Annotated in this window: 15 protein-coding genes; 4 read left to right on the top strand and 11 right to left on the bottom strand. The window is 68.5% G+C overall.

What is annotated here, in order from left to right:
- The first annotated feature begins 289 nt into the window (after positions 1 to 289).
- A complete protein-coding gene (gene alaS / locus ACYQ7X_RS08205) occupies positions 290 to 2,929 on the top strand; it encodes an alanine--tRNA ligase (RefSeq protein WP_459696467.1) in 2,640 nt (879 codons plus the stop codon).
- Positions 2,930 to 2,970: 41 nt separating this feature from the next.
- Here alaS and ACYQ7X_RS08200 read toward each other — a convergent pair whose 3' ends face one another.
- Together ACYQ7X_RS08200 and ACYQ7X_RS08195 are read right to left on the bottom strand one after the other, a co-directional pair.
- Positions 2,971 to 3,921, bottom strand: a complete 951-nt coding sequence (locus ACYQ7X_RS08200) for a glycosyltransferase family 9 protein (protein ID WP_459696466.1) — start codon at positions 3,919 to 3,921, stop codon at positions 2,971 to 2,973.
- 82 nt (positions 3,922 to 4,003) lie between these two features.
- Entirely contained in the window at positions 4,004 to 5,551 is a 1,548-nt protein-coding gene (locus ACYQ7X_RS08195) for a YifB family Mg chelatase-like AAA ATPase (protein WP_459696465.1), read from the bottom strand.
- Between the two features lie 165 nt (positions 5,552 to 5,716).
- Here ACYQ7X_RS08195 and ACYQ7X_RS08190 point away from each other — a divergent pair, with 165 nt between their 5' ends.
- Positions 5,717 to 6,751: an aspartate-semialdehyde dehydrogenase gene (locus ACYQ7X_RS08190; RefSeq protein WP_459696691.1), complete on the top strand. Its 1,035-nt coding sequence runs from the start codon at positions 5,717 to 5,719 to the stop codon at positions 6,749 to 6,751.
- A gap of 93 nt (positions 6,752 to 6,844) precedes the next feature.
- On the opposite strand, the gene ACYQ7X_RS08185 is transcribed toward ACYQ7X_RS08190, so the two are convergent.
- From ACYQ7X_RS08185 to ACYQ7X_RS08170, 4 genes are all read right to left on the bottom strand, one after another.
- Positions 6,845 to 7,810, bottom strand: coding sequence for a protein-methionine-sulfoxide reductase heme-binding subunit MsrQ (locus ACYQ7X_RS08185; RefSeq protein ID WP_459696464.1), 966 nt, complete (start codon positions 7,808 to 7,810; stop codon positions 6,845 to 6,847).
- Positions 7,807 to 8,508 carry a hypothetical protein gene (locus ACYQ7X_RS08180; RefSeq protein ID WP_459696463.1) on the bottom strand — a complete coding sequence of 234 codons (702 nt, stop codon included), beginning with the start codon at positions 8,506 to 8,508 and terminating at the stop codon, positions 7,807 to 7,809. The genes ACYQ7X_RS08185 and ACYQ7X_RS08180 overlap by 4 nt, the downstream gene beginning before the upstream one ends.
- The gene (gene aat / locus ACYQ7X_RS08175; protein ID WP_459696462.1) at positions 8,505 to 9,173 is read right to left on the bottom strand and encodes a leucyl/phenylalanyl-tRNA--protein transferase; all 669 of its coding nucleotides are present in this window, start codon (positions 9,171 to 9,173) and stop codon (positions 8,505 to 8,507) included. The genes ACYQ7X_RS08180 and aat overlap by 4 nt, the downstream gene beginning before the upstream one ends.
- A 98-nt stretch (positions 9,174 to 9,271) precedes the next feature.
- Positions 9,272 to 9,919 (bottom strand): LexA family transcriptional regulator, encoded by a 648-nt coding sequence (locus tag ACYQ7X_RS08170; protein WP_459696460.1) that lies wholly within the window; start codon positions 9,917 to 9,919, stop codon positions 9,272 to 9,274.
- A 290-nt stretch (positions 9,920 to 10,209) separates the two neighbouring features.
- Between ACYQ7X_RS08170 and ACYQ7X_RS08165 the strand changes: the two genes are divergently transcribed.
- Both ACYQ7X_RS08165 and ACYQ7X_RS08160 read left to right on the top strand, forming a co-directional pair.
- Positions 10,210 to 10,665, top strand: a complete 456-nt coding sequence (locus ACYQ7X_RS08165) for a hypothetical protein (RefSeq protein ID WP_459696459.1) — start codon at positions 10,210 to 10,212, stop codon at positions 10,663 to 10,665.
- Positions 10,646 to 10,882, top strand: a complete 237-nt coding sequence (locus tag ACYQ7X_RS08160; RefSeq protein ID WP_459696458.1) for a hypothetical protein — start codon at positions 10,646 to 10,648, stop codon at positions 10,880 to 10,882. Before ACYQ7X_RS08165 ends, ACYQ7X_RS08160 begins: the two co-directional genes overlap by 20 nt.
- Positions 10,883 to 11,082: 200 nt before the next feature.
- On the opposite strand, the gene ACYQ7X_RS08155 is transcribed toward ACYQ7X_RS08160, so the two are convergent.
- The 5 genes from ACYQ7X_RS08155 to sdhA form a co-directional block, all read right to left on the bottom strand.
- Positions 11,083 to 11,355 (bottom strand): YMGG-like glycine zipper-containing protein, encoded by a 273-nt coding sequence (locus ACYQ7X_RS08155; RefSeq protein ID WP_459696457.1) that lies wholly within the window; start codon positions 11,353 to 11,355, stop codon positions 11,083 to 11,085.
- A 219-nt stretch (positions 11,356 to 11,574) separates the two neighbouring features.
- A complete protein-coding gene (locus ACYQ7X_RS08150; RefSeq protein ID WP_459696455.1) occupies positions 11,575 to 12,504 on the bottom strand; it encodes a cation diffusion facilitator family transporter in 930 nt (309 codons plus the stop codon).
- Positions 12,505 to 12,574: 70 nt separating this feature from the next.
- Entirely contained in the window at positions 12,575 to 13,237 is a 663-nt protein-coding gene (locus ACYQ7X_RS08145) for a tyrosine-protein phosphatase (RefSeq protein WP_459696454.1), read from the bottom strand.
- Between the two features lie 105 nt (positions 13,238 to 13,342).
- Complete coding sequence (locus ACYQ7X_RS08140; protein ID WP_459696453.1) at positions 13,343 to 14,125, bottom strand: succinate dehydrogenase iron-sulfur subunit; 783 nt, start codon at positions 14,123 to 14,125, stop codon at positions 13,343 to 13,345.
- Between the two features lie 24 nt (positions 14,126 to 14,149).
- Positions 14,150 to 15,961 (bottom strand): succinate dehydrogenase flavoprotein subunit, encoded by a 1,812-nt coding sequence (sdhA, locus tag ACYQ7X_RS08135; protein WP_459696452.1) that lies wholly within the window; start codon positions 15,959 to 15,961, stop codon positions 14,150 to 14,152.
- Between the last annotated feature and the right edge of the window lies 1 nt (position 15,962).

Here is a 15,962-nt window from a genome sequence, read left to right as displayed (position 1 = left end):
ACGTCCAAGAAAGCAGCAACACGATCCTGGACCGCCGTTGCTGCGATGCACAAACTAGTCTGAACCTTCGTGCGATGCAAGCGCATTTTTGCAGCGCTGTACCGCATAGCGAACAGACTTACGTTATAGCGATCAAGCAGGCGATCCAGGCACACCGGCGCCGCAAAATGCCGACCTACCAGAAGCGGGGGAGGCCCATTCTCGCCCGCATAGGGTGACAGGGGGCAGATCGTGCGCTAGGTGCGAGGCGCAATATCGCAGACCTGATATTTCGGAATCCTTGCCCCTCATGGCCAGCAGCAACGATATTCGTGCCACCTTCCTCGATTATTTCGCGCGCAACGGCCATACGGTCGTCGAAAGCTCGCCGCTGGTGCCACGCAACGACCCGACGCTGATGTTCACCAACAGCGGCATGGTGCAGTTCAAGAACGTCTTCACCGGGCAGGAGCGCAGGCCCTATAGCCGCGCGACGACGGCGCAGAAATGCGTCCGCGCCGGCGGTAAGCACAACGATCTCGACAATGTCGGCTATACCGCCCGGCACCATACCTTCTTCGAAATGCTGGGGAATTTTTCCTTCGGCGACTATTTCAAGGAAGAGGCCATCCACCACGCCTGGACCCTGGTGACGAAGGATTTCGGCCTGGCACCCGAGAAGCTGCTCGTCACCGTCTATCATGAGGATGAGGATGCGGCCCGCCTCTGGCGCCGGATCGCCGGCCTGCCGGAGGAGCGGATCATCCGCATCGCGACCTCGGATAATTTCTGGCGCATGGGCGATACCGGCCCCTGCGGCCCCTGCTCCGAAATCTTCTACGATCATGGGCCCGCCATCCCCGGCGGGCCGCCCGGCAGCCCGGACGAGGATGGTGACCGCTTCATCGAGATCTGGAACCTCGTTTTCATGCAATACGAGGAAGGGCCGCCCGGCACGCGGAACGCCCTGCCCCGCCCCTCGATCGATACCGGCATGGGGTTGGAGCGCTTCGCCGCCATCCTGCAAGGAAAGCATGACAATTACGATACGGATACGCTGCGCGCGCTGATCCTCGCCAGCGCCGAAGCCACGGGCCGGGATCCGGACGGGCCGGAAAAGACCAGCCACCGCGTCGTCGCCGACCATCTCCGCTCCTCCTGCTTCCTCATCGCCGACGGCGTGCTGCCGTCGAACGAGGGGCGCGGCTATGTCCTGCGCCGCATCATGCGCCGCGCCATGCGCCACGCCTATCAGATGGGCGCCGCCGAGCCGCTGATGCCGCGCCTCGTCCCCGCCCTCGTCCGCCAGATGGGCCAGGCCTATCCCGAGCTCACCCGGGCGCAAACCTTGATGACGGATACGCTGCGGCTGGAGGAGACGCGCTTCCGCTCCCTCCTCGAACGCGGCCTGCACCTGCTGGCGGAAGAGACCGATAAGCTAGGCGAGGGCCAGGCCCTGGCCGGTGACGTCGCCTTCCGCCTTTACGATACCTTCGGCTTCCCGCTCGATCTCACCCAGGATGCGCTACGCGAGCGTGGCCTCGGCGTCGATGTCGCGGGTTTCGAGGCGGCGATGGCCGAGCAGCGCAGCCGTGCCCGCGCCGCCTGGGCAGGCTCGGGCGATGCCGCGACCGATCGGGTCTGGTTCGACCTCAAGGAGCGGCTGGGTGCCACCGAATTCCTCGGCTACGCGACGGAGAGCGCCGAGGGCGAGATCCTCGCGCTCGTCGTGGACGGCGCGCCGGCCGAAAGCGCGATGGCGGGCAGCGCGGTCGCCGTCCTCCTCAACCAGACGCCCTTCTACGCCGAAAGCGGCGGCCAGGTGGGCGATGAGGGGCGCATCACCGGGCCGGACGGGCTCGTCATCACCATCACGGATACGCAAAAGAAGCTCGGCGATCTCTTCATCCATCTCGGCCGGGTGGAAAGCGGGCTCGCCCGCCCGGGCCTCGCCATTCGCGCCGAGGTCGATCACGCGCGCAGGCGGGCCATCCGCGCCCACCACTCCGCCACCCACCTCCTGCATGAGGCGCTCCGCCGCACGCTCGGCCCGCATGTCGTGCAGAAGGGCAGCCTCAACGCGCCCGACCGGCTGCGCTTCGACATCAGCCACCCGATGCCGGTGACGGCCGGGGAGCTCGCCGCGGTGGAAGCCGAGGTCAATGCCCGCATCCGCGAGAACTCCGCGGTGACGACGCGGCTGATGACGCCGGATGCCGCGGTCGCGGAAGGGGCGATGGCCCTCTTCGGCGAGAAATACGGCGAGGAAGTGCGCGTCGTCAGCATGGGCGAGGGAGAAGGGGAGCGCCGCGCCTATTCGATCGAACTCTGCGGCGGCACCCATGTCGCCCGCACCGGCGATATCGGCCTGCTCCGCATCGTCTCGGAAGGCGGCGTATCAGCCGGAGTCCGCCGGATCGAGGCGGTGGCCGCCGAGAGCGCCTATGCGAGCCTCCGCGAGACCGAGCGGCTGCTCGAAGAAGCCTCCGCGGCGCTGCGGGTGCCGGCGAGCGAGCTGCCCGCCCGCATCGCCGCCCTCGTCGAGGATCGCCGCCGCCTCGAACGCCAGTTGAGCGAGACGCAGAAGAAGCTCGCGACCGGCGGTTCCGCGGCCGAGATCGAGGAGGTCGGCGGCGTCAAGCTCTCCGCCCGCAATCTCGGCGACGTGCCGCCGCGCGATCTCAAGGGGCTGGCGGAAGCCATCGGCAAGCAGATCGAAAGCGGCGTCGTCGCCCTGGTCTCGACCGCCGAAGGCAAGGCGAGCATCGTCGTCGCGGTTTCGGCCGATCTTACCCGCCGCTTCAGCGCGGTCGATCTCGTGCGCGCGGCGAGTGCGGCAGTCGGCGGCAAGGGCGGCGGCGGGCGCCCCGATCTCGCCCAGGCCGGCGGGCCGGAGGGTGAGCGGGCGGAAGAGGCCTTGGCCGCCGTGCGTGCGGCGCTGGCGGGTTAGCCAGCCGGATCGCGCCCGAGCGCATGGAGCGGCGGCGGATGCTACAGCACATCCGCCTCGGTCAGCGCCGTGAGCACTTCGTCGAGCGAGAGATCGGCGAGGTTATCCTCGCGTAGGATGAGGAAGCTTTGGCCCTCCGGCCCGCGCGGCTGGGTGCGGTTGAAATCGCTCGCATAGGAGAAGAGCGTGAGGCAGGTGCAGCCCATGGCCGCGGCGAGGTGCATCGGCCCGGTATCGTTGCCGACCGCGAAGCGCGCCCGGGCGGCCAGCGCCGCGAGGCCGGGCAGGTCGGTCTGGCCCGTCAGGTCCACAGCTTCCGGGCATTCCTCCTGAATGGTCTTGGCGAGCGCGCCTTCCGGCCCGGTACCGACCACGACCGGCGTGATGCCCCGGCGCTGCAATTCCCGCGCGAGGCGGCCGTAGAGCACCGTCGGCCAGCGCTTGGCCGGCCGATGCGGAGAGGCGCCGGGCACCAGCAGCGCATAGGGCTCGGGCAGCGCGGGCGGGCGGGCGGCGGCCAGCAGCCAATCAGTCCTGGCCACCGGCACGCGCATAATCCCGGCCATCGCCAGCTGGTCGCGTTGCCGCTCCCAGGTATGCATCCGGTCGCGCTCGGGGTTGGCATGCGGGTGTGAGCAGCCCGGCGCGATGCCGGACCAGCCCGGCCGGCCGGCGAGGCGGAAATAGCGGCTGGAGCGGCCGGAGGTCTGCAAATCATAGACGAAATCGTAGCCGCGCAGGCGGCGCATGATGCCGAAGAGCCCGCGCAGATCCCACCAGGGCGCGCGGCGGTCGATCTCGACATGATCGAACCAGGGGCTGAGCCGGCCGAGCCGCGCGAAGGGCGCGGTCGTCAGCAGCGTGATCTCCGCCTGCGGATGGGCGGCACGGATGGCGGCGAAGGGGCCGAAGGAGAGGATGAAATCGCCGAGCGCGCCAAGCCGGATCACGAGGATCCGCTTGGCGCTCTGCCGCTCCTTGGGTTTCGCCATCGCCGTATGCGCCTCATGCTGCGGGAAAGTCCTCCCTCCGCCTAACGCATCCCGGCGGCGGAGGAAACTCGCAGCCGGCCGGTCACTCGGCGGCGGCAGGGGGCTTGAAGGCGGGCAGGCGTGCCTGCTGCCCCGGCCGGCGATGGCGATAGGTCAGCGCCTCGGCCACATCGACGCGCCGCACCGCGGGCGACGCCGCCAGATCGGCGATCGAGCGCGAAACCCGCAGCGTGCGGGTAAAGCCGCGCGCCGAAAGCTCCAGCCGCTCGGCCGCGCGCTCGGCAAAGGCCCGCGCCTCCGGCTCGAGCGTGATCCGGTCAATCTCGACCGCGGCGTTGAGCCAGCCGCCAGGCGCCTCAGCGGGCGCGCGGGCGCGCTGCAAGGCGCGGGCGGCGGCCACCCGCGCCGCCACCGCGGCCGTCGGCTCGCCGGCCGGCGCGCGGGAAAGCTCGGTCGGCGAAATCGGCGAAACCTCGACCACGAGATCGATGCGATCCATCAGCGGGCCGCTGATCTTGCCCTGATAGGTTTCCGCGCAGCGCGGCGCGCGGCCGCATTCCCGCGCCGCATTGCCGAAATAGCCGCAGCGGCAGGGGTTCATCGCGGCGATGAGTTGGAAGCGCGCCGGGTAGGTGATATGCGCCGCGGCGCGGGCGACGGTGGTGCGCCCGGTCTCCACCGGCTGGCGCAGCGCTTCGAGCGCCATCGGCGGGAATTCGGGCAGCTCGTCGAGGAAGAGCACGCCGCGATGGGCAAGGCTGACCTCGCCCGGGCGGGCCCGCCCGCCGCCGCCGGTCAGCGCCGCCTGGCTTGCCGAATGATGCGGCTCGCGGAAGGGCGGGCGGCGCAGGAGCCGCCCCTCGGTCAGCATCCCCGCGACGCTATGGACCATGCTGACCTCCAACGCCTCCATCGGCGAAAGATCGGGCAGGATGCCGGGCAGGCGCTCGGCGAGCATGGATTTTCCCGCCCCGGGCGGCCCCAGCATGAGCATGTGGTGGCCGCCGGCGGCCGCGATCTCCATCGCCCGGCGGGCGAGTTCCATGCCCTTCACCTGGGCGAGGTCCGGCCCCGGCGGCGGATCGGCGAGGCCCGCGACGCTTGGCGGGCTCAACACCTGGGTGCCGCGAAAATGGTTGATGAGGCTCATCAGGTCGGGCGCGGCGAGGATCTGCAGCCTCCCCGCCCAGGCCGCTTCCGGCCCCTGGCGGCCGGGGCAGATGAGCCCCCATTCCCGCTCGGCGGCAGAAATCGCCGCCGGCAGAACGCCCGAGACCGGCACGATGTCCCCCGCGAGCGACAGCTCGCCGAGCGCCGCGAAGCCCGCCAGTTCCTCGGCTGGGATGATCTCCATCGTGCCGAGCACGGCCAGCGCCATCGGCAGGTCGAAATGGCTGCCTTCCTTCAGCAGATCGGCGGGGGCGAGGTTGATGAGCAGGCGCTTGGGCGGCAGGGCGAGCCCCATGGCGGCCAGTGCCGCGCGCACCCGCTCCCGCGCTTCGCCCACTGCCTTGTCTGGCAGGCCGACGACGAGAAAGGCCGGCAAACCCGCCGCCGCCTGCGCCTGCACCTCCACCGGCACGGCCTGGATGCCGGAGAAGGCGAAGCTTTGCACCCGGACGACGCTCATCGCTGGCCCTCTTGATCCGATGCCGGAACGATATCGCGGAGTTCCGCGCCTTGTCCATCATCCGCCGGGAGGCTGATCGGCTCAGGCTTCGCTTGTGATCGGGCGGGGGAGCGGCTAACGGGGTCGGCTGGCCCCGGAGCGCGGGGCAGAACGGGAGCAAGGATGATGGGCTATCGGGTCGCGGTCGTCGGTGCCACAGGGGCGGTGGGGCGCGAGATCCTCAAAACGCTGGCCGAGCGGGATTTTCCGATTAGCGATATCGCGGCCGTTGCCTCCGGCCGCTCCGCCGGCACCGAGATTTCCTTCGGCGAGAAGCGGGTGCTGAAGGCCCAGAGCCTCGACAAGTTCGATTTCCATGGCTGGGATATCGGCCTCTTCAGCCCAGGCGCCTCGGTCTCGGCGATCCATGCGCCGCGCGCGGCCGCCGCCGGCTGCGTCGTCATCGACAATACCAGCCACTTCCGGATGGACCCCGAGGTGCCGCTCGTCGTGCCGGAGGTGAACCCCGAGGCGCTCGCCGGCTTCCGCCGCAAGGGCATCATCGCCAATCCCAATTGCTCGACGATCCAGATGCTGGTGGCGCTCAAGCCGCTGCACGACGAATTCCGCGTCAAGCGCGTCTCGGTCGCGACCTACCAGTCCGTCTCCGGCGCCGGCAAGGAAGGGATGGACGAGCTTTTCAACAACAGCCGCGCGCTTTACGTGAACGATCCGGTCACGCCGCAGCAGTTCACCAAGAACATCGCCTACAACGTCATCCCGCATATCGACGTCTTCCTCGATGACGGATCGACGAAGGAGGAATGGAAGATGGTGGTCGAGACCAAGAAGATCCTCGACCCCTCGATCGCCGTCTTCGCGACCTGCGTGCGGGTGCCGGTCTTCATCGGCCATGCCGAGGCCGTGCATGTCCAGTTCGAGCGCCCGGTGACGGCGGGCGAGGCGCGGGCCGTGCTGCGGGACGCGCCGGGCGTGACGGTGATCGACGTGCGGGAGGATGGCGGCTACGCGACCCCGGCCGAGATCGCCGGCGAGGATGATGTCTTCGTCAGCCGCATCCGCCGCGATCCGACGGTGGAAAACGGCCTCGCCTTCTGGTGCGTGGCGGATAATCTGCGCAAGGGCGCGGCGCTCAACGCGGTGCAGATCGCCGAGGCGCTGATCGCCCGGAAACTCATCGGCCAGCCCGCGGCGGCCTGACGGCCGCCCGCTTTCGGCAGAAGCCTCGGCCGCAGCGCCATCCCCGTGCCCGTCCCGGGGATCGGCGGGGCCGGAAAGCATGGGCCTCCCGGGCTACCGGGTCAGCCAGCCGCCGAGCTTCTCGTGCTGCGGCAGATGCCGCCAGGCGAAGGCCGCGGCCAGCAGGATGAGCCCATCGAACGTCACCCAGAAGGATGGGCGTGGCCCGCGCGGGCCGATCTGCCAATTGGCGGCGAGCACCCGCCCCGGCGGCACGAAGGTTTCAAGCGCGTACCAGGCATATTCCACCGCGATCGTCGCCGCGCCGGCGGCGAGCGCCAGCAGAAGCAGGCCAGCGAGCTGCCGCTCGACCCCCGCCGGCAAGCCGCGCCACAGCATGAGCCAGAGGAACAGGCCGGTCGGCAATACCGCCAGCGTCACGTCGATCTTCTGGGTCAGGAAAAAATGCCAGAGCGAGAGGACGGCGATCGGATAGACCAGCCGGTGCAGCCATTTCCAGCGTCGGCCGAGGCGGCGGATGGCGGCATCGGTGGAGGTCGCCGAGAGCAGGATGAGGCCGAGGACGGCGATGAAGCCGATCAGCAGATAGAGGATGGTGAAGATCTGGTTCAGCACGAAGCCGAGGTTCCAGCCCTGCTCCATCACGTAGAGGACGAGGTGGGCCAGGGTATAGGCCGCCGCCGTCAGCCCCAGCATGCGCCGCACCTGGATGAGCTTGGGCAGGCCGAAGATCGCCCGCGCCGGGGAGACCGCGAGCGAGGCGAGGAGGAACCAGATCGCCCAGACGCCGGTCATCAGCATCGCGCGGTTGAGCGGTGTCGCCGAATAGGTGCCGGCGCTCCAGCGGATCGCCATCAGCAGGCCAGGCAGCAGGCAAAGCAGCAGGAGGACGGTCTTGAAGGGGGAGAGGCGGCCCGCGCGGTCCCGCCAGGGCGGGGTGAACCAGGGCAGGCGGGCGCGTGCGGCGCCCCGGCCGCTGCCCGGGGCGGCGGCATTGGCCGCCCCGGCGCGCGCGCCGCGGCGGATCGGCCTCGGCTGGGCGGTTCCGGCCTCGGTCATGGCGCGCCGAGCCCCGCGAGGCCGGGCACCATGGCGCGGAACAGGGCGGGCGGCAGATCCACCTGCTGCAAGCCGGCGGGCACCGCGAAGAGGTCGGTCGGGATCGGCGCAAAGCTCACCGAGGTCGCGACCAGCCGGCCGTGATCGGCCGCCCCGCCGGGGGGCGTGCCGGGCGGCGTGCCCCCCGCATCCCCTTGCAGGATCACGCCGTCGCGGGTGATGCAGGCCTCGCCCTTGCCCCCCTCCCCTGCGCCCGTCCAGACGCGGCAGGGCAGGCCGAGCAGCACCCGCTCCCCGGCGCGCTGCAGGCGCAGATGGTCCGGGGCAAGGGTGATGGCGGCAAGGCCCGCCGGCGCCACCGCGAAGATCATCCCCTTGCCCGGCGAGACGAGGCGCACGGTATCATGCGCGAAATCGAGCAGCAGATAGTCGGAATTGCCCGCCTGATCGATCCGCATCAGCTGATCGGCCGGATCGGCCCGCATGGTGAGGGCGAGTTCCCCCGTCTGGCTGCTGGTCAGATCATAGCCGACCGAGACGGGGCGGAGCGGCAGGATGGAGGGGGCAGCAGCAGCCTCGGCCGCAGCCGGCAGGAGCATACCGGCGAAAGCGGCGCAAAACGCCGCGCCAAGCACCGGGCGGCGGCGGGCAGGGCGCTTTCGCGCCACGTCCCGGCAGATCATCATGGCTCGCTTCATTCCCGGTCCCTTCCCATCGCCGCGATCATCGGCCGCAGCACGCTCTCGTCAATCCGCTGGGGCCAGACGGCGCCGACCTCGACCGCCTGCCCGAGCCAAGCGCGATACCGCTCGCGCGGCACCTCCTCAATCCCGAACTGGTTCAAATGCTGGTTCACCATCTGCGCGTCGAGCAGGGTGAAGCCCTGCGCCCGCAGCAACGCCACCAGATAGACCAGCGCCACCTTGGAGGCATCGCGTACCCGGTGGAACATGCTTTCGCCGAAAAAGGCACCGCCGATGGCAAGGCCGTAAAGCCCGCCGGCCAGCCGGTCTCCCTCCCAGCATTCGATGCTATGGGCATGGCCCGCCGCATGCAGCCCGAGGAACAATCGCTCGATCGTCGGGTTGATCCAGGTATCCGGCCGATTGTCGGCGGTATCGGCGCATTGGCTGAGCACGGCTTCGAAGGCCCGGTCGGTCGTTACCCGGAAGCGGGGGCCGAGGGTGGTGCGGCGCAGCCGGCGGGGCAGGTGAAACCCGGCGAGCGGGATGATGCCGCGCAGATCCGGATCAAGCCAGTAGATACGATCGTCCCGCCGGCTCTCCGCCATGGGAAAGAGGCCGACGCGATAGGCCCGCAGCAGCAGGTCGGGCGTGAGGTCCGGGCGCTTCATGCGGTGCATGTGGGATCTCGCCAAGCTTCGCAAATGACTGATGGGAAAACGGCTGGCAGAAGCAGCGCGGAGGCGCCGCCATACCCCGCTGCTTCCCTCTCTTATACTCACTGGCTCGCCCAAACGATGCGGTGCATCCAGGCGATCGACTCGCTTTCGAGGCGGGTATCCGCCCGCGCCGGGTTGAGCGAGCGTGCATCGACCCCGCGCGGCGAACGGCGGACGACTTGGCGCACCATCACCCGGCCCTTCTGATCGCGCAGCACAACCCGATCGCCCCGGCGGATCGGGGCGAGCGGGGAGACAATCAGCAGGTCGCCGTCGCGATAGACGGGCTCCAGCGCATCGCCGCCCACCTCCAGCGCATAGGCGTGCGGGTCGGAGACTTCTGGCAGCGCCGCCTCGTCCCACTCCTTGCCGGAGGGGTTGCCGGCACCGTCGAAAAAGCCAGGCAGGGCCGCCTGATGCAGCGAGATCATCGGCAGGCGGCGGATCGCCGGGCGGGTGCCGGCGGCGGGCAGCGCGCGGGCGCCGCGCACCAGGCTCGCGAATTCCTCCAGCGTCGCGTCCGTCGCGTCCAGCACCTTGGAGACGCTTTCGGTGCTCGGCCAACGGCCGCGCCCGTCCGGTGTCAGGCGCTTCGAAAGGTTGAAGGTCGTCGCATCCAATCCGGCCTTGCGTGCCAGGCCCGAAGCCGTCAGGCCGCGCTCCGCCGCCAGGGTATCGATCGCGCGCCATATGTCTTCGTGCCGCATCAGAATTCCGTTAAATTACAAAACTCTAGAAGAAGACTACACCCCAACATGAGAATCTATCCCTAATTTTGGGTTGCAAGCCTAGGAATTTAGGCTTAATCATCTCGATATCGGAACGAACTACCTTCGGCGTTCCGCCGGATCTCCCCGATCCCAAACCAGCCCGCAATGGCGGCGGGCCCTGTTTCTGACCCAAAGCGATGGATCCCCCGATAATGCAGCTTGAACACGCCACCCTTATCCCGCGGTCCTGCCAACCCTTGCCTGGCACCGGCCCGTCTCTGGATGAGATGGCCGCGCCCGCGCGCTTCCCGGCTGCCGGGACGGCCGCCACCCCCGGCCTCGGCCTTGCCCAGCCTCGCCGGCGGGGCGAACCCTTCCGCGATGCCGAGGCCTGCCTGGTCTGGACCATCCGGCAATTGGCGGCCGAGGCCGAGGCCGAGAAGAAGCCGGCCCGCGCCGCCATCTGCTCGCCGCATGAAGTCGTCAAATGTCTGGACAAGCTCTATCGCCAGCGCCGGATCGATCTGCATCACGTCCGCATCCTGCGCCTCTGGGCGCATCGCGGCCGCGCGCCGGACCCGCGGAACCCGATCGAGGCGCAGACGCGCGCATCTGGCGCGAGGCTCTGGACCGCCTTGAATGGCCCCTCCGAACTTTGGGCATCGTTTCCTAACGAATCGACTCTACAGGATTCTATTCCTCGAATAGGAGGCTTCTGCAACCATGTCTTTTGCGCTTCGTAATCTTTGTGTCCTGGCCTACGCGAATGGCTTTACGCTCTGGCACTACAAGGCCGGCGCGGACCAACTGAACGATGTCGAGGATGACGATTTTTTTGCCGACGCGGCGGATATGCTCGCGCCGGGTGACATGATCATGATCTCCGCGCGCGATGGCGGGCGGATCGCGGCCATCGCCAACCGCCAGGGGCGGCCCGCCCTGGCGACCCTGCAACTCTGACGGAGGCAGGCATCGCCGATCCCGCTCTGCCGCACGCGGGGGCAGCATGCCGTGACGAGGGGTATGGCGAAAGCCCAAGCCCCCGGCCCAGCCTCGGCCGGGAGCGGTTCATGGCGTCCCCTGGTCAGACGCGCGTGGGTCTGACCAGGATCTGCTCTGAAGCCCGGCCTCAGCGGGGCGCTGCCCTGCCGGCCGTCGTCTCAGCGGTAATAGTATCCCCCGCCATAGGGCTGCTGGTAATAGGGTCGCTGCGGCGTAGTCGCCGCCCCCGCCGCCGCACCCACGGCGCCGCCGACCAGCGCGCCGATGCCAGCCCCCTGCCCGCCGCCGGCGAGGCCGCCGATCAGCGCGCCGGAGCCGGCGCCGATCGCCGCGCCGCCAAGCGCCCGCTGCCCCGGGCTATAGGGATCGGTGCAGCCGGCGAGCAGGCAAAGCCCGCCCAGACCGGCCATGGTGATGATTGCAAGGCGCATGGCCCCCTCCTCTATCGTGCCAATCCGCGTTTCCCGCAGATGGCATGGCGGTATGGATCGGCATCGCCGGCCGCCATCACGAAGCCGAGCGGCCGGGCCGCGGGGCGCAAAGCCCCTGCCGACGGGTGCTGAGATAGGAGGAAGCTCGGGCGAGACTATCGCCGCTTCATGGTGCTCGCGTGGCGGAATGCCGCCGATTGTGGCGGCCCGGCGGGGCTTTTACAGCACGATCACGCCGCTATGCTTGGCCTTGCGCTCCGGTTCGACATGAATGGTTACAACCAGCCCCTCCATCTCGGCCTTCAGCGCCGCCTCGATCCGGTCGCAGATATCGTGCGCCTCTTCCACCGTCATGCTGCCGGGCACCACGAGGTGGAATTGCAGGAAGGTCAGCCGCCCGGCCTGGCGGGTGCGCAGATCATGCGCTTCGAGCGCGCCGGCGGCGTGTTCGCTCACCAGCCTGCGGATGCGCGAGAGGGTCTCGGCATCGGGCGCCGCGTCCATCAGCCCCTGGAGCGACTGGCGCAGCATGTCGAACCCCGCCCAGAGGATGTAGCAGGCGGTGGCGATGGCGAGCAGCGAATCGATCCAGATCTCGCCGGTGATCATGACCATCACGAGGCCGATGGCGATGCCGGAGGAGGTGAGCACATCGGTCGCCAGGTGCCGCCCGTCGGCGATCAGCGCAGGCGAGCGGCGGCGGCGCCCTTGGCGGATCAACATCACCGCCCAGCCAGCGTTGAGCAGCGTCGCGATCAGGTTGAGGCCGATACCGGTCAGCGGCGCCCGCAGGCTCTCCCCGGTTTTCAGATTGAGCCAGACATGGTGCAGGATGGAGATCGCGGCCACCAGGATGAGCACCGCTTCCACCACGGCCGAGAAGAACTCCGCCTTGTCATGGCCGTAAGGGTGGTCCTGATCGGCCGGCTGGGCGACGATCCGCAGCGTCCAGAAGGTCACGATCGCGGTGACGACGTTGACGACGGATTCGAGCGCGTCCGAATAGAGCGCCGCGCTGCCGGTGATCCACCAGGCCGCGGCCTTGAGGGCGAGCACGAGGCCGCCGACCAGGATGCTGGCAGCGGCCAGGCGCAGCGCCGGCGGCTTCATCCCGGCGGCGAGGTTCGTCAGCTGATAATCACTCTGCATTCTGGCCAAGCCTACCGCCGCTCAGCGAAAGCGGCGCCAGAACGCGCGCCACCAGCCTTGGCCGCAGGGTTTATTCGCGCCGCAGCACGCGATCAACCACGAAGGAGGAAAGGCCGCCCGCGATGAAGTCTTTCTTCAGCGCCGCCTCGTCATATTCGTCTCGCACCCAGTCGAGGAAGGGCAGCCGCCCCTCGGCCTCGGCGGCATAGCGGAGGAAGAAGGCATCGAGAATCCCGGTGCGGGAGCGGCTCCAGTGGCCGAAGCGCCAGGAAAGCTGGGCCAGCGCATCGCGGCTGGTGCCGCCGTTGAACATGAGGAAAAGCCCGGCGGCGAGGCCGGCGCGATCGGCGCCGGATTTGCAGTGCATGAGCGCGGGCTCCACCAGCGTCTGGCAGATGGCGTGAAAGCGCAGGATGCGCTCCCGGTGCGGCGCGCCGCGGCTTTCGAAGGCCATATCGACATGCCGCAGGCCAAGCTTCGCCGCCGCCTCGCGCGAGAGCGCGTCCGAGCCGCAGGCCCGCTGCCCCCGCAGGTTGATCACCGTCTTGATGCCGAGCCGCCGCTGGGCAGCCGCCAGCCGCCAGGCGGTCGGGTGGTTGCAGCGATAGATCCGCCCCGGCACCACCTCGGCCCAGTTGGACCAGACGAGGCGAAAGACCGAGTGATCGACGAAGAGGCTGTCGGACCATGCGGCCGCGCGGCCGCGTGGCGTTGCCAGATCACCCTTGAACATGAACGCTACGGCCTCTCAGCATGAGCGGGAGGAACAACCGCGATGCCCGCCCGCATCAAAGCCCTCGCATCCATGGGCCCGCCTCGCGCCACCCGAAAACCCGCCTCAGCCCTGGCGCTGCACCATCAGCTTCTTGATCTCGGCGATCGCCTTGGCCGGGTTGAGGCCCTTGGGGCAGGTCTCGGCGCAGTTCATGATGGTATGGCAGCGATAGAGCTTGAAGGGGTCTTCCAGCGCGTCCAGCCGGTCCCCGGTATGCTCGTCGCGGCTATCGACGATCCAGCGATAGGCCGCGAGCAGCACGGCGGGGCCGAGGTAGCGGTCGCCGTTCCACCAATAGCTCGGGCAGCTCGTGGTGCAGCAGAAGCAGAGAATGCATTCCCACATGCCGTCGAGCTTGGCGCGCTCTTCCACGCTCTGCAGACGCTCGCCATCCGGCGGCGGCGGGGTTTCAGACTGCAGCCAAGGCTCGATCGAGCGATACTGGGCATAGGCCTGGGTGAGATCGGGGACGAGATCCTTCACCACCGCCATATGCGGCAGCGGGTTGATCTTCACCGCGCCCTTCACATCCTCGATCGGCTTGAGGCAGGCGAGGGTATTGGTCCCGTCGATATTCATCGCGCAGGAACCGCAGATCCCCTCGCGGCAGGAGCGGCGGAAGGTCAGCGTGCTGTCGATCTCGTTCTTGATCTTGATCAGCGCGTCCAGCACCATCGGGCCGCAGGCGTCGAGGTCGATCTCGTAGATATCCGTATGCGGATTCTGCTCGTCATCCGGGTTCCAGCGATAGATGCGGAATTCGCGGACGTTCTTCGCACCGGCCGGGGCCGGATAGCGCCGGCCCTCGACCACCTTGCTGTTCTTCGGAAGCGTAAATTCTGCCATCTGCCAGGCTCCGATCCGCGCGGCTTAATAAACGCGCTTCTGAGGCGGAAAGACCGAGACTTCGTTGGTGAGCGTGCGCATCTTCACCGGCCGATAGTCGAGCTTCACACCGCCCGCCTCATCGCACCAGGCGAGCGTATGCTTCATCCAATTCGCATCGTCGCGCTCGGGGAAATCATCATGCGCCTGGGCGCCGCGGCTCTCCTTGCGGGCTTCGGCACCGACCATCGTGGTCATCGCCGCGCCCATCAGGTTCTGCAACTCCAGGGCTTCGACAAGGTCCGAGTTCCAGATCAGGCTGCGGTCGGCCACTGCCATGTCGCTCAGCCCGTTCCACACCTTCTGCACCTTGGCCACGCCCTGCTTGAGGCTTTCCGAATTGCGGAAAACCGCCGCATGGCTCTGCATGGCGCGCTGCAATTCGGCGCGGAGTTCGGAAACCCGCGTCTCGCCCTTGGCGTGGCGGGCGGCATCGAACCGATCGAGCGAGGCTTCCCCCGCGCGCGCCGGCAGCGGCGCCTGGCTCGCCCCCGGCTGGATGATCTCCGCCGCGCGATGGGCGGCCGCACGCCCGAAGACCACGAGATCGAGCAGCGAATTGGTGCCGAGGCGGTTGGCGCCATGCACCGAGACGCAGGCGCATTCGCCGACGGCCATGAGCCCGGGCACCACGCGGTCCGGATCATCCGGCGTCGGGGAAAGCACTTCGCCGTGATAATTGGTCGGGATGCCGCCCATATTGTAGTGCACGGTCGGCAGCACCGGGATCGGCTCCTTCGTCACATCGACGCCGGCAAAGACCTTCGCCGTCTCCGAAATGCCGGGCAGCCGCTGATGCAGGATCTCGGCGCCGAGATGCTCCAGATGCAGGAGGATATGGTCCTTGTTCGGCCCGACACCGCGGCCCTCGTTGATCTCGATCGTCATCGAGCGGGAGACGACATCGCGGGAGGCGAGATCCTTGGCCGTCGGCGCGTAGCGTTCCATGAAGCGCTCGCCCGCGGCATTGGTGAGATAGCCGCCCTCGCCGCGCGCGCCTTCAGTGATGAGGCAACCGGCGCCGAAAATGCCGGTCGGGTGGAACTGCACGAATTCCATGTCCTGCATCGGCAGGCCGGCGCGGATCACCATGCCGTTGCCGTCGCCCGTGCAGGTATGGGCGGAGGTGCAGCTCTGATAGGCGCGGCCGTAGCCGCCGGTTGCGAGCACCACGGTCTGCGCGCGGAAGCGATGGATCGTGCCATCGTCGAGGCACCATGCGGTCACGCCGCGGCAGGCGCCATCCTCATCCATGATGAGATCGAGCGCGAAATATTCGACGAAGAATTCCACCTCATGCTTGAGGCTCTGCTGATAGAGCGTGTGCAGGATGGCGTGGCCGGTGCGGTCGGCTGCCGCGCAGGCGCGCATCGCAGGCCGCTTGCCGTATTCCTGCATATGCCCGCCAAAGGGGCGCTGATAGATGCGGCCGTCTTCGGTGCGGCTGAAGGGCACGCCGAAATGTTCGAGTTCGTGGATCGCCGGGATGGCGTTGCGGCACATATATTCGATGGCGTCCTGGTCACCCAGCCAGTCCGACCCCTTGACGGTGTCGTACATATGCCAGCGCCAGTCATCCTCGCCCATATTGCCGAGCGCGGCGCCGATGCCGCCCTGCGCCGCCACGGTGTGGCTGCGCGTCGGGAAAACCTTGGTGATGCAGGCGGTCTTGAGGCCGGTCGCCCCCATGCCGAGGGTCGCGCGCAGGCCGGAGCCGCCGGCGCCGACCACCACCACGTCATAGGTATGGTCGATGACGGTGTAGGCGCCCAGGCTGGGCTTGGAGATCGCGTTCATC

The organism is Acidisoma sp. C75, from assembly GCF_054665095.1.
The sequence above is the reverse complement of the archived record's forward strand: the minus strand, read 5'-3'. Positions and strand labels throughout refer to the sequence as shown.